General features: G+C 58.8%; 10 protein-coding genes and 3 tRNA genes. 7 read left to right on the top strand and 6 right to left on the bottom strand.

The window, feature by feature from the left end:
* The first annotated feature begins 102 nt into the window (after positions 1 to 102).
* From JQR87_RS03780 to JQR87_RS03770, 3 genes are all read left to right on the top strand, one after another.
* Positions 103 to 2,394 (top strand): DUF1631 domain-containing protein, encoded by a 2,292-nt coding sequence (locus JQR87_RS03780; protein WP_407292442.1) that lies wholly within the window; start codon positions 103 to 105, stop codon positions 2,392 to 2,394.
* Positions 2,395 to 2,553: 159 nt separating this feature from the next.
* On the top strand, positions 2,554 to 2,727 hold the full coding sequence (locus JQR87_RS03775; protein ID WP_407292444.1) for a DUF3094 family protein: 174 nt from the start codon (positions 2,554 to 2,556) through the stop codon (positions 2,725 to 2,727).
* A gap of 50 nt (positions 2,728 to 2,777) precedes the next feature.
* Positions 2,778 to 4,073: an NAD(P)/FAD-dependent oxidoreductase gene (locus JQR87_RS03770; protein WP_407292446.1), complete on the top strand. Its 1,296-nt coding sequence runs from the start codon at positions 2,778 to 2,780 to the stop codon at positions 4,071 to 4,073.
* Positions 4,074 to 4,234: 161 nt separating this feature from the next.
* On the opposite strand, the gene JQR87_RS03765 is transcribed toward JQR87_RS03770, so the two are convergent.
* From JQR87_RS03765 to rluD, 6 genes are all read right to left on the bottom strand, one after another.
* A tRNA-Lys gene (locus JQR87_RS03765) sits at positions 4,235 to 4,310 on the bottom strand.
* Between the two features lie 5 nt (positions 4,311 to 4,315).
* Positions 4,316 to 4,392, bottom strand: a tRNA-Pro gene (locus JQR87_RS03760).
* Positions 4,393 to 4,402: 10 nt separating this feature from the next.
* Positions 4,403 to 4,478, bottom strand: a tRNA-Asn gene (locus JQR87_RS03755).
* Positions 4,479 to 4,684: 206 nt separating this feature from the next.
* Positions 4,685 to 7,249, bottom strand: coding sequence for an ATP-dependent chaperone ClpB (clpB, locus tag JQR87_RS03750; RefSeq protein WP_407292449.1), 2,565 nt, complete (start codon positions 7,247 to 7,249; stop codon positions 4,685 to 4,687).
* 181 nt (positions 7,250 to 7,430) lie between these two features.
* Positions 7,431 to 8,165 (bottom strand): peptidoglycan editing factor PgeF, encoded by a 735-nt coding sequence (gene pgeF, locus JQR87_RS03745; RefSeq protein WP_407292452.1) that lies wholly within the window; start codon positions 8,163 to 8,165, stop codon positions 7,431 to 7,433.
* Positions 8,162 to 9,136 carry a 23S rRNA pseudouridine(1911/1915/1917) synthase RluD gene (rluD, locus tag JQR87_RS03740; RefSeq protein WP_407292455.1) on the bottom strand — a complete coding sequence of 325 codons (975 nt, stop codon included), beginning with the start codon at positions 9,134 to 9,136 and terminating at the stop codon, positions 8,162 to 8,164. Before rluD ends, pgeF begins: the two co-directional genes overlap by 4 nt.
* A 283-nt stretch (positions 9,137 to 9,419) precedes the next feature.
* Between rluD and JQR87_RS03735 the strand changes: the two genes are divergently transcribed.
* The 4 genes from JQR87_RS03735 to JQR87_RS03720 all read left to right on the top strand — a co-directional run bounded on the left by JQR87_RS03735 (position 9,420) and on the right by JQR87_RS03720 (position 13,754).
* Positions 9,420 to 10,427 carry an outer membrane protein assembly factor BamD gene (locus JQR87_RS03735; protein ID WP_407292457.1) on the top strand — a complete coding sequence of 336 codons (1,008 nt, stop codon included), beginning with the start codon at positions 9,420 to 9,422 and terminating at the stop codon, positions 10,425 to 10,427.
* Positions 10,428 to 10,486: 59 nt separating this feature from the next.
* Positions 10,487 to 10,723, top strand: a complete 237-nt coding sequence (locus tag JQR87_RS03730) for a PP0621 family protein (RefSeq protein WP_407292460.1) — start codon at positions 10,487 to 10,489, stop codon at positions 10,721 to 10,723.
* The gene (locus JQR87_RS03725) at positions 10,713 to 12,305 is read left to right on the top strand and encodes a sensor histidine kinase (RefSeq protein ID WP_407297831.1); all 1,593 of its coding nucleotides are present in this window, start codon (positions 10,713 to 10,715) and stop codon (positions 12,303 to 12,305) included. Before JQR87_RS03730 ends, JQR87_RS03725 begins: the two co-directional genes overlap by 11 nt.
* A 108-nt stretch (positions 12,306 to 12,413) precedes the next feature.
* Positions 12,414 to 13,754, top strand: a complete 1,341-nt coding sequence (locus tag JQR87_RS03720; protein WP_407292463.1) for a sigma-54-dependent transcriptional regulator — start codon at positions 12,414 to 12,416, stop codon at positions 13,752 to 13,754.
* Positions 13,755 to 13,789 lie beyond the last annotated feature (35 nt).

The raw sequence follows: 13,789 nt of genomic DNA, 5'->3' as shown, positions 1-13,789 counted from the left end.
TGGCGATATGCCACTACTTTACTAGCCGTTACGTGCTATTCAGTATCGACGGCTTGGAAAGTGATGTTGAACGCTTGCAGAGCAGGCGACCGGAGAGTCTCGATGCGAACTGATGCGAAAGTGGTGCACCTGAAGGCTGCCCCTGAGCAAAAGCAGAGTTCACCGGCAGGTAGATTACCTGTCGCGCTTATCAGTGTGCGCGACAAGGCCGCCCAGCAACTGCGTCTGGCGCTGCAAACGCTTTTCGATAACGCTGACGACTCGCTGTTCGAAATAGCCGACCGGGCAACGAGCAATGCCGAGCAGAACGCCTTTTTCGAAGCCATGCGTGACCTGCGGATGAAACGCCGCAGTATCGAACGCAGCTTTCTGCAGCAAGTGTTCGAGTCTTTTTCAAAACTCAACCAGTACGAAATCGGCAAGCCGGCCCAGCAGGAAACCTCTTTTGAAAGCCTGGCTCTGGTGCAAAACGACGAATTAGAAGAATCCGTCGCGATCGACACCATGGTCGCCAAAGTCTTAAGTCGCGCCAGCCAGCCGCTCAGCCATCTCACTACTCGCATGAATGTGCTGGTGAGCAAGAAGCTCGATGACGCCAACAATCCGCTGGGCCCTCAGCAACTCTGCGCTTACTTTTTAGAGGCTTGCCGAAGCCTGGGCGTGGACATCAAGGTCAAGCTGATCATTCTCAAACTGTTCGAACGCTACGTGTTGTCAGATCTCGAACAGCTTTATGCGGAATCCAACCAGACACTGGTGGCAGCAGATATCCTGCCGGAACTGCAATCTGCCCAGCCCCGGCGCGCGCCTATCCGGCCAGGCTCCGCGGGAAGCAGCCAATCGCGACCGGGTGCTAGCGCCAGCGATACCGCTGAGTATGCAGACAGTAATGTCCAAGAGGCTTTCGGTACCTTGCAGGCGCTGCTCTCGGAGCTGCGCGGAAGCGCACTGCCAGCACGCAACCTGCCCAGCGACGCCATTCCGATCTCCAGCAATGACCTGATGCGGCTGCTTTCGCACCTTCAGACACGCGCTCCCCAACAGGCCGACGAGTTCGACCTACAGGGCCAGCTTGAGCAGCTCCTGAATCGCGTCAGCGTTAAAAGTGGCAAATCGCGTGTGGTCGGCGAAGTCGATGAAGACGTCATCAACCTGGTGTCCATGCTGTTCGAGTTCATTCTCGACGACCGCACATTGCCCGACTCACTGAAGGCGTTGATAGGACGTCTTCAGATCCCTGTGTTGAAAGTAGCGGTTCTGGACAAGACCTTCTTCAGCCGCGGCAGCCACCCCGCCCGACGCCTGCTGAACGAAATCGCATCGGCCGCGATGGGCTGGGCCGATCAGGACGAAGTCCAGCGCGACAGCTTGTATCAGAAGATCGAGCAGGTGGTCTCTCGTCTGCTGAACGACTTTGTCGATGATCCGACCATTTTCTCGGAACTGCTCGCCGATTTCCTCGCCTTCACTGGTGACGAAAAACGCCGCAGCGAACTGCTCGAGCAGAGAACTCGAGACGCCGAAGAAGGACGCGCCAAGGCCGAGATGGCTCGCCAGGAAGTCGAGCACGCGCTCAACCAGCGCCTGCTTGGCAAGACACTGCCCGAAGTAGTCGTCCGGCTGCTACAGGAAGCCTGGAGTAAGGTCCTGCTACTCACCTGCCTGAAGCACGGCACCCAATCCGAACAATGGCAAGCCGCACTTGCCACAATGGACGACCTGATCTGGAGCGTTGCCCCACACCAGGACACTGAGTCACGTGCACGGTTGCTGAAGCTTGTGCCGAGCCTGCTGAGAAATCTGCGAGAGGGGCTGGTCAGCGCAGCGTTTGACCCCTTCTCTACCAGCGACTTCTTCACTCGCCTTGAAGCGCTGCATGTCCAGACACTGCAGCAGCTAAACCAGCCTGCCAAACCTGTTGTAGCTGCTGAAGCACTTGACCGCGACGGCATCGCGACCGAACAGAAACTCGAACTGCCTCCGCGCGAAGACCAGACCAGCGAGGCTGCCGGCCAAGCAATGGTCGAGGTCAACGAGGAAATCGTCCTGCTCGCTCCAGGTGAAACGCGAGAGCCTGAGCCAGAGATTAATCTGGCCGACAATGATGAAGCGCTGACTCAGGTTGATAATCTGCGCGTCGGCAGCTGGGTCGAGTTCCAGGAAGACGAAGAACACAAGCTGCGCTGCAAACTGGCCGCAGTGATCAAGCCCACCGGCAAATACATCTTCGTCAACCGCACCGGCATGAAAGTGCTTGAGAAAACTCGGATGGGGCTCGCTATCGAATTTCGTCGGGACGCAATACGCCTGCTCAACGATGCATTGCTCTTTGACCGTGCATTGGAGTCGGTCATCGGCAATCTTCGTAGTTTGAAGAACACCAACAGCCGCTAGGGACCTGGCATGGGGAAAGGCACCAACCCCATGCAGAATTGCCCGCTAGCTGTCTCCTCCTACTGAGCACTTCAGAACTCCAGCCATCGCCTAAGTGTCGACACGCTTGGCTTTTGGCCTCGCACCGCTAGAATGCCTGCATTCCTTTTCGAGGTGTGTATGCCCAGCCGCCTTAGACCCGAAGACCAAGCACGCGTTGACCAATACCTCAGCGCGCCTCAGCACCAAGTCGAGCGCCGGCCTTTTCGGCCATGGCTGCTCCTTGTGCTGGTTCTGGCAGTAGTGCTTGGCCTGGGCCTGCTGAGCCGCCTCCTGAGTCGCCTGGTACTTTGACCGTGACCCCGGCGCCGAACCAGATTTCGTAAAGCCTATGAGTTCATTAAATGACACATCGCATCGTAATCGTTGGCGGCGGCGCTGGCGGCCTGGAGCTTGCCACCCGCCTGGGTAGAACCCTGGGCAAGCGTGGCAAGGCACGCATAACCCTGATCGACGCCAACCTGACACACATCTGGAAGCCTTTGCTTCACGAAGTTGCCGCCGGCTCACTGAATTCGTCAACCGACGAACTCAACTACGTCGCGCAGGCTAAATGGAATCACTTTGAATTTCAGATGGGCCGTATGAATGGCCTCGAACGCAAGCACAAATGTGTCCATTTGGCGGCTACGTTCGACGAACAGGGTGTAGAGCTAGTGCCGGCTCGCACGCTGAGCTACGACACACTGGTGATCGCAGTCGGTAGCACCACCAATGATTTCGGCACCAAGGGGGCCGCCGAGCACTGCATCTTCCTTGACACTCGCGACCAGGCGGAACGTTTTCATTGCCTGTTGCTGAGCCATTACATGCGAGCCCATGCCAGCGAAGGTCAGCAGGGCGCGATAAACATGGCCATTGTCGGCGCTGGCGCCACGGGTGTTGAACTTGCCGCAGAGCTTCACCACGCAGCTCGCGAACTCGCCGCCTACGGCTTGAATGGTATCAAGCCTGAAGACGTCCATATCACGCTGATAGAAGCCGGCCCCCGTGTTCTGCCTGCGCTGCCGGAGCGGATCAGCCAGCCGGTCCATCAAACGCTTAACGACCTGGGCGTTACCGTTCTTACCAACGCCGCAGTCAGCGAAGTGACGAGCGAAGGTCTGCACACCAAGGATGGCGGGTTCGTTTCAGCCACACTGAAGGTCTGGGCCGCCGGCATCCGAGCGCCGAGCTTTCTGAATGAGATCGGTGGCCTGGAAAGCAACCGGATCAACCAACTGGTGGTACTCCCCACTCTGCAAACGACTCGGGACGAGAACATTTACGCTTTTGGCGACTGCGCCGCCTGCCCGCAGCCAGATAGCGATCGCAACGTACCCCCAAGAGCACAGGCGGCGCATCAGCAGGCTTCTCTGCTCGCAAAATCAATCGCACGACGGCTCGAAGGCAAGGACCTGCCTACCTATCGCTATCGCGATTACGGCTCCCTGATATCACTGTCGAGCTTTTCTGCGGTAGGCAACCTGATGGGTAATCTCACCGGCAACGTGATGCTGGAGGGCTGGCTGGCACGAATGTTCTACATCTCGCTCTATCGGATGCACCAGATCGCGTTATACGGTGCAGCTCGTACTGCCTTGATGATGATCGGAGACAAGCTCAGCACAAGTACTGTGCCGCGCCTCAAGCTGCACTAACCAGACCGACCTGGCCAACGCTTTCAATAGTGGAAAGGCGTTGGCTGGGCCGCGCAACCGTCAAACCGCAACTGAAGCGAAATCACCAGAAATCCAAGCCAAAAAAAAACGGGAGACCCGTCCGGATCTCCCGTTTTTCTACGCCTCTTACGAGACGATTTTGGTGGGTCGTGTAGGATTCGAACCTACGACCAATTGGTTAAAAGCCAACTGCTCTACCAACTGAGCTAACGACCCAAAATTGGTCGGGGTAGGGGGATTCGAACTCCCGACATCCTGCTCCCAAAGCAGGCGCGCTACCGGACTGCGCTATACCCCGATAAGGAAATTGGCTCCGCGACCAGGACTCGAACCTGGGACCCAATGATTAACAGTCATTTGCTCTACCGACTGAGCTATCGCGGAACTTCACTTCCAGCTCTTCAAGTGGCCTGCGTTACCGCTTTGCATTCCCCCCTCAGAGGCGCGCCATTTTACGGTTATCGGCGCAGCTGTCAACAGAAAAAATACGATTTACTACAATGATTTGCACGACTCGGTGTGAACCCCCCCCGCTCCGCCTGAGATGGGGCTGCAGGCACCGCTTTGTAGAAGCGCCTGCACGCCCCATCTCAGGCGAAAACGATCTCATCACCTTGAACCGCTCCCGATACGCTCGTGCCTGGCTCAAACGCGCCGGATAATATCTTCTGTGCCAGCGGGTTTTCGATCCAGCGCTGAATGGCACGCTTCAAAGGCCGTGCGCCATAGACCGGGTCGTAGCCAACAGCGACCAGCTTGTCCATTGCCTCGTCGCTCAACTCCAGGCTCAGATCGCGCTCGGCCAGCCGCTGACGCAGGCGACTCAGCTGGATCTGAGCGATGCCGGCAATCTGTTCCCGCGCCAACGGGTCGAAAACGACCACTTCGTCTATACGGTTGATGAACTCCGGTCGGAAGTGCTGGCTCACAGCATCCATCACAGCGGCGCGCTGGGCATCGGGATCACCTACCAACTCCTGAATCTGGCTGGAGCCCAGGTTGGAAGTCATCACGATCACCGTGTTGCGGAAATCGACGGTCCGCCCATGACTGTCAGTCAGTCGCCCGTCCTCGAGCACCTGCAGCAAGATATTGAACACATCGGGGTGTGCCTTCTCGACCTCATCGAGCAAGACCACCGAATAAGGCTTGCGGCGAACGGCCTCGGTCAAATAACCGCCCTCTTCGTAGCCTACATAACCAGGCGGGGCTCCGATCAGACGCGCAACCGAATGCTTTTCCATGAACTCGGACATGTCGATGCGGATCATGGCCTCTTCGGTATCGAAGAGGAACTCTGCCAGCGCCTTGCACAGCTCGGTCTTGCCCACGCCGGTCGGGCCGAGGAACAAGAAAGAACCACTGGGGCGATTAGGGTCGGCCAATCCGGCCCGAGAGCGACGTACTGCATTGGCAACCGATACGACCGCCTCGTGCTGCCCGATCACGCGCTGGTGCAGCAGGTCTTCCATCTTCAGCAGCTTCTCGCGTTCGCCTTCGAGCATCTTGGATACGGGAATGCCGGTCCATTTCGAAACGACTTCAGCGATTTCCTCGTCGGTCACCCGGTTACGCAGCAGCTGATTCTCGGTCTTGCCGTGCTGGTCGACCATCTGCAGGCTGCGCTCCAGATCTGGAATGATGCCGTACTGCAACTCGGCCATCCGCGACAGGTCGCCCTTGCGGCGCGCAGCCTCGAGATCGGCCTTGGCCTGCTCGATCTTCTGCTGCATCTGGGCAGAGCCCTGAACTTCAGCCTTTTCGGACTTCCAGATTTCTTCGAGATCGGCATATTCGCGTTCCAGCTTGACGATCTCCTCGTCGAGCTTGGCCAGACGCTTCTTGGTTGCCTCGTCGTCCTCGTTCTTCAGTGCTTCTCGCTCGATTTTCAGCTGGATCAAGCGTCGGTCCAGGCGATCCAGTTCTTCGGGCTTGGAGTCGATTTCCATGCGAATACGACTGGCTGCCTCGTCAATCAAATCGATGGCCTTGTCCGGCAGCTGGCGGTCTGTAATGTAGCGATGCGAAAGCTTCGCCGCGGCGATGATCGCGCCGTCGGTAATGGAAACGCCGTGGTGCACTTCATAGCGCTCTTTCAGGCCACGGAGAATGGCGATCGTATCCTCCTCGCTCGGCTCATCGACCTGAACACGCTGAAAGCGGCGCTCGAGCGCGGCGTCCTTTTCGATGTACTGGCGGTACTCGTCGAGCGTGGTAGCCCCGACGCAGTGCAACTCGCCGCGCGCAAGCGCGGGCTTGAGCATGTTGCCCGCGTCCATGGCACCTTCCGCCTTGCCGGCGCCGACCATGGTGTGGAGTTCGTCGATAAACAGGATAACCCGGCCTTCCTGCTTGCTCAGCTCGTTGAGCACCGCTTTCAGTCGCTCTTCGAACTCGCCACGGAATTTCGCTCCGGCAATCAGCGAGCCCATGTCCAGCGCCAACAGCCGCTTGTCCTTGAGCCCATCCGGCACCTCGCCGTTTACGATGCGCTGCGCCAAGCCCTCAACGATCGCGGTCTTGCCCACACCTGGCTCACCGATTAGCACAGGATTGTTCTTCGTGCGCCGCTGCAGAACCTGGATGGTCCGGCGGATTTCGTCATCCCGACCGATCACCGGATCGAGCTTGCCGTCCTCTGCCCGCTTGGTCATGTCTACGGTGTATTTGTCCAATGCCTGCCGCGACTCCTCGGCATTGGGATCGTTGACCGCCTCGCCGCCTCGCAGGTTGCTGATGGCATTTTCAAGCGCCTTCTTGCTCACACCCTGATCCAGCAACAACTTACCCAGACGGGTGCTGCCCTCGAGCGCGGCAAGCAACACCAGCTCGCTGGAAATGTATTGATCACCCTTTTGCTGCGCGAGGCGGTCAGCCTGGTTGAGCAGACGCGCCAGCTCCTGCGACATATTCATGTCACCGGTCGGATTCTGCAGCTTCGGCAATTGATCGAGTTCCTTGCTTAGCGCCTGGCGCAAGCCGTTGATATCGAAACCCACCTGCATCAGCAGAGGCTTGATCGATCCACCCTGCTGGTCGAGCAGCGCCTGCATCAAATGCAGAGGCTCGATGGACGAATGATCGAAACCTACGGCGATGGATTGGGCATCGGAAAGTGCAAGCTGAAGCTTGCTGGTTAGACGATCGATACGCATGTAATCACCTTTCAAGGTTAGACAGGCCGGTGCACTGAAAAGCACCTTTGACAAAAAGCCTGCGAGATGAGCCTTAGATGAGGTTGATTGTTTGAGATTCAAGCCGAACAGGCTTGATGCAGATCATCTGGACCGCTTGTGTCACGCCAGCAAGAAAGCCCTGCCCGAAGCCAGATCGAACTCAGTCCAGCCAGATCAGGCTGGCGAAGCGCCCCGTAAGTGCGGCGCGACGATAGGAAAAGAAACGAGGATCGCTGACGGTACAGAAACCGCCTCCGAAAACAGCCGTGACGCCACAGTCAGCCAGACGGATACGGGCGAGCTGATAGATATCTGCCATGTAACGACCCGCGTTGTGACTCGGAGAAAACGCCTCTTCACTGGCCGCGTGATGACTGACGAACGCATCGCGTACTTCCCCGCCCACCTCGAACGCCGTGGGGCCTATTGCAGGCCCAAGCCAGGCGATCAGTTGCCGACCTGGGACATCCATGGCCGATATGGTCGCCTCGAGCATGCCGGCAGCGAGCCCGCGCCATCCGGCATGTGCAGCCCCGACGCGAGTACCGTGAACATCGCAGAATAAGACCGGCAGACAGTCAGCGGTCAGTACAGCGCAGGCAACGCCGGGGGTAGCGGTCCAACAGCCGTCAGCCGTTGGTCGGTGCTGCGGATTAGCTTCGACCGCGATATTGGAATGCACCTGGCCCATCCAGGCCGGCTTACAACCAAGCACCCGCCGCAAGCGTTCCCGATTGCGACTCACAGCCAGTGGATCGTCTCCTACGTGATCGCCAAGGTTGAAACTGTCATAGGGAGCCAGGCTTTCACCGCCACTTCGAGTGGTCACGCATGCCCGCACGGCTGGAGGCGCCGGCCAGTCGGGTACGATGAAATCCTCGGGCCACTGGCTCACCCTGTGAAGGCCTCACGATCCTGATGTAACAGCGTAAGCAGCCAGACGAAATCATCCGGCAGGGGCGATTCCCATTTCAACCGCTGTCCACTCATCGGATGATCCAGCTCCAGGAACCGCGCGTGTAATGCCTGACGCGGAAAATCCCGCAGCGTCTGCACCATGGTGGGGTTCGCTGCCGGCGGGATTCGGAACCGACCGCTGTACAGCGGATCGCCTACCAACGGATAACCGATATGCGTCATATGCACTCGAATCTGGTGCGTGCGCCCGGTTTCCAACTTGACCCGAACGTGGGTATGCGACCGGAAACGATCGAGTACTCGAAAATGACTGACGGCCGGTTTGCCACCCTCGACCACCGCCATGCGCTGACGCTGCTGGCCGTGACGCCCGATTGGCGCATCGACCGTGCCACCAGTGATGATCACGCCGATGACGATGGCCTCGTAGATCCGGCTGACGCTACGCGCCTGCAATTGCTCGACCAGCCGGGTCTGCGCCTGCAGTGTCTTGGCGACCACCATCAGGCCTGTGGTGTCCTTGTCGAGGCGATGCACGATACCGGCACGGGGCACGTTGATCAGCCCCGGGACATGGTGCAGCAAAGCGTTAAGCAACGTGCCATCGGCATGGCCTGCGGCCGGATGCACAACCAACCCGGACGGCTTGTTCAAAACAAGGATGTGCTCGTCTTCGAAGACGATATCCAGGGGAATGTCCTGTGCAACCCATTCGCCCTGCGCCTGTTGCTCGGCAGAAAGCTCCAGAACGGCGCCGCCATGCACCGTATCGCGCGGCCGTAAGCTGGCGCCATCGACGGTGAGCTGGCCCTCTTTGATCCATGCAGCTAGACGCGACCGGGAATGCTCCGAGAACAGCTGAGCCGCGACTTGGTCGAGACGCTGCCCGCCGAGATCGGCTGGCACCTCGGCACGAAGATGAATGGCCTGGGTGGTGATGGTGGACATAAGTAAGAGCGCTTCAAAGTTTGAGAGGCAACCGTGCAGTTCGGCCGGTTGCGACAGGCGATAAGCCGCGGCATGCGAAAGGATGGCGAACCTGGTTCGGCCACAGGCTATGCGGGCCGCCGTGGGTATGAACACAACCTCGACACCGACGCGGGTGGAGCCTTTGGTTTCGGCAACACGCTTGTGTTTAAATACCGCGTCTTTGTCCCGGCCAGCCGGGGCGCTCATCATAACAGGACGGCCCAGCGCAAGACAGCCAGCCGTCACAGGGACGCAAGCCGCCATGCAAGTGAAACACCTGCTGCTGATCGCCATATTCGCCCTTACTGCTGCGTGTTCGTCCAACGAGACCATCAGCGAAAACCTCGGCGAAGCGGAACTGTACCGGCAGGCACAGGCCGACCTGGACAACAACAGCTTCACCAGCGCTATCGATAAACTGAAAGCACTGGAATCTCGATACCCCTTTGGCCGTTTCGCTGAACAGGCGCAACTGGAGCTGATTTACGCCTATTACCGCAACGCCGAGCCTGAAGCCGCTCGATCTTCGGCCGAGCGCTTCATCCGGCTGCACCCACAGCATCCTAGTGTCGACTACGCCTACTATCTGAAGGGCCTGGCCTCCTTCGATCAGGACCGCGGTCTGCTGGCGCGCTTTCTGCCCCTGGACATGACCAAGCGTGACCCAGGCGCTGCACGCGATTCATTCAACGAGTTCGCTCAACTGACCGCTCGTTTCCCCAATAGCCGTTACGCACCAGACGCGAAGGCGCGGATGGTCTATCTGCGCAACCTGCTGGCTGCAAACGAGATTCACGTTGCTGACTATTACCTTCGCCGCCAGGCCTATGTCGCTGCCGCCAATCGTGGCCGTTACGTAGTGGAGAACTTCCAGGGCACGCCCGCCGTTGGCGATGGCCTGGCGGTCATGACTGAAGCCTACCAGCGCATGGGGCTCGATGAACTTGCCCAGACTAGTCTGGAAACGCTCAAACTGAACTACCCGCAACATCCCAGCCTGGAAGATGGCGAGTTCATCCCGCGCGAGGAAGAAGCGGATAACCGTAGCTGGCTGTCTCGCGCCACACTCGGCCTGATCGAAACGGAAAACAAAGCCCCGGATAGTTCGCAATCCAACCGGGACGTGGTGCGTCAGTACGAGAACGCAGCCCGGGATCTGCCGGAAGAGCTTCGTCCAGTACTGAGGGAAGCGGAAACCGAATCAGCCAGGGACGAGCAGCGCAACGACCGCTCATGGTGGAGCTACCTGACCTTTGGCCTGTTCGACTGAGCACCCTACCGCAGCCTGCCAGACCGGCAGGCCGCATGGCTTAGCCAGGAAGTAGAAAGATGGGTCTGTTTCGACTGTTGTTCTGGATCATTCTGATTGTTGCGGCGTTTTGGCTCTGGCGTCGCCTGACACGAAAACCTGCAGCGACCCGCAAACCTGAAGAGACCACGGTAACAACGGTCCGCTGCGCCCAGTGTGGCGTGCACCTGCCACGCGAGCTCGCACTCCCGAGCCATAATCGCTGGTATTGCAGCAAGGCACATCTGGAACAGGACAATGCGTCGGGTGGGAATTGAACGCCTAACGTTTTTCGGCTACCAGAGCCGCAGGATCCTGCGGCTTTATCACCTCTATCGTGTAGCAATCGGTTTGGTGCTGGTACTGCTTATCAGCAGCGATCTGCATAGCAACCTGATGCGCATGATCAACCCGGTAGCCTTTGAGTACGGCGCCTGGCTCTACCTCATTATCAATATCCTTGCTGCAGTATTACTGCAGAACCCCAGGCGCGAACTACCGGTTCTGACCCTTGCTTTGGTGGACGTCACCCTGCTCGCCGCGCTGTTTTATTTTGCCGGCGGGACGCCAAGCGGGATCGGCAATCTACTGATCATTGCCGTCGCCATCGCCAACATTCTGTTTCACGGACGCAGCGGATTCTTCATAGCCGCTGTCGCTTCGACCGGCCTGATCTACCTGACCTTCTACCTCAGCCTTAACGACACCGCCGCAAGCAGCCAGTACGTCCAGGCCGCTGCACTCGGCACGCTGTGCTTCGCCGCCGCTCTGCTGGTGCAGGGCCTTACGAAACGGCTCCAAGTGAGCGAAACCCTTGCCCGTCAGCGCGCCGAGGAGGTTGCCAATCTCGAGGCGCTGAACGCGCAGATCCTGCAGCGCATGCGAACTGGGATCCTCGTACTCGACCCGCACGAACGGGTACTGCTTGCCAACCAGGGCGCCCTGGAGTTGCTTGGTCAAGAATCCTTGACAGGGGAACGGCTGGCTCCGCGCTGTCCGGAAATCATCAAAGGGCTGCACCGCTGGCGAGAAAATCCAACGCTGCGGCCCAGTAATTTCAAGGCGACGCCGGACGGAGCCACCTTGCAGCCGAGCTTCGCTACGCTACAGCACGGGGTTAAACAGGACACCCTCGTCTTTCTCGAGGACATCTCGCAGATCGCACAGAAGGCTCAGCAGCTCAAGCTTGCTTCGCTAGGCCGACTGACAGCGAGTATTGCGCACGAAATTCGCAACCCGCTCGGCGCTATCAGCCATGCCGCTCAGCTGCTGCAGGAGTCGGAGGTATTGGATCCAGCGGATTTGCGCCTTACGCAAATCATTCAGGACCACTCGCGGCGCATGAACCTTGTGATCGAGAACGTGTTGCAGCTGTCGCGCCGCCGCCAGGCAGAGCCCCAGCTGCTGGACCTGAAATACTGGGTGCATCGCTTCGCAAGCGAATTCCGTCAGGCATTGCCGTCTCAGCAAACCGTACATGTGCAAACCCTAGGCAGTTCGTTGCAGACCCGGATGGACCCAAATCAGTTGATCCAGGTATTGACCAACCTCGTGCAGAACGGCCTGCGGTACAGCGGCCAGAAACACGGTCAGGCACAGGTATGGCTCAAGCTGTTCCGAGACGAAGCGAGCGACCTTCCAGTACTCGAAATACTCGACGACGGTGCAGGCGTACCGGCGGAGCAGGTACAGAATATATTCGAGCCGTTTTTCACAACCGAGAGCAAAGGCACCGGACTGGGGCTATATATCTCTCGTGAACTCTGCGAAAGCAACCAGGCCCGCCTGGATTACCGCGAACGAGACGAAGGGGGCAGCTGCTTTCGCATCGTCTTTGCGCATCCACGCAAGCTGAGCTGAGCCCGCCGAGGCGGCAACGGGTCACACATCAGCTACAGCCGCGGTACAAGCCAGGTCATGTAGCGTTAACATTATGGGCTTGCACCCTCCATGCCGAAGACCGACACCATGACTGCCCGCCAGAAAGCACTGATCATCGATGATGAACCCGATATCCGTGAGCTCCTGGAGATTACGCTTGGGCGCATGAAGCTGGACACCCGTAGCGCGCGCAATCTGAAGGAAGCCCGGGAGTGCCTGGCCCGTGAGCACTACGATCTGTGTTTGACCGACATGCGCCTTCCTGACGGCTCCGGCCTCGAACTGGTCCAGTTCATCCAGCAACAGTACCCGCAGTTGCCAGTGGCAATGATTACCGCCTATGGCAGCCTCGATACAGCCATCGGTGCGCTCAAGGCCGGCGCTTTCGACTTTCTGACCAAACCGGTGGACCTTGGGCGCCTGCGCGAACTGGTCAATACCGCACTTCGCCTGCGCAACCCGAACCCCAACGACCTGACGGTCGATAGCCGCTTACTGGGCGCCTCCCCGCCCATGAATGCGCTACGCAAACAGATCGGGAAGCTCGCTCGCAGCCAGGCACCGGTCTATATAAGCGGTGAGTCTGGCAGCGGAAAGGAACTGGTTGCGCGACTGATCCACGAACAAGGCGCGCGCCATGAACAGCCATTCGTCCCGGTCAACTGCGGCGCGATCCCCTCCGAGCTGATGGAGAGCGAGTTCTTCGGGCACAAGAAAGGCAGCTTTACCGGAGCAATGGAGGACAAGCCAGGCCTGTTCCAGGCAGCCAATGGCGGCACACTGTTTCTCGACGAGGTAGCTGACCTTCCACTGCCAATGCAGGTGAAACTGCTACGGGCGATTCAGGAGAAGGCGGTGCGTTCGGTTGGCGGCTCGAAGGAAGTCGTGGTCGATGTGCGGATTCTTTGCGCCACCCACAAAGACTTGGCCAGCGAAGTCACAGCTGGCCGCTTTCGCCAGGACCTTTATTATCGATTGAACGTAATCGAGCTGCGCGTACCGCCCTTGCGCGAACGCCGGGAAGACATTGCCCAGCTGGCAGAGGTCATGCTTCGGCGCCTCGCCCAGGAAACCGGCGACACACCGGCCCGACTGCAAGCTGACGCGCTGGCCAAACTGCAGAGCTATCGGTTTCCGGGCAACGTTCGCGAACTGGAAAACATGCTTGAGCGCGCTTATACACTCTGTGATGGCGACGAAATAAAACCCAGCGACCTCCGCCTTTCCGATGCTCCAGGCATGCCGGAGAACGGCGAAGCCAGCCTGGCCCAGATCGACAATCTTGAAGACCATCTCGAGGATGTCGAGCGCAAGTTGATCATGCAGGCGCTGGAAGAGACTCGCTGGAACCGCACCGCTGCTGCCCAACGGCTAGGGCTGTCGTTCCGCTCCATGCGGTATCGGTTGAAAAAACTTGGGCTGGATTGAGCATCCTGACCGCGACCCCGAAGGGTCGCGGAGAG

Origin of the sequence: Stutzerimonas stutzeri, assembly GCF_051028275.1 — a bacterium.
In the GTDB taxonomy this organism is placed as follows: Bacteria; Pseudomonadota; Gammaproteobacteria; order Pseudomonadales; family Pseudomonadaceae; genus Stutzerimonas; species Stutzerimonas stutzeri_AS.
This window is presented reverse-complemented; position numbering and strand designations above follow the sequence as displayed.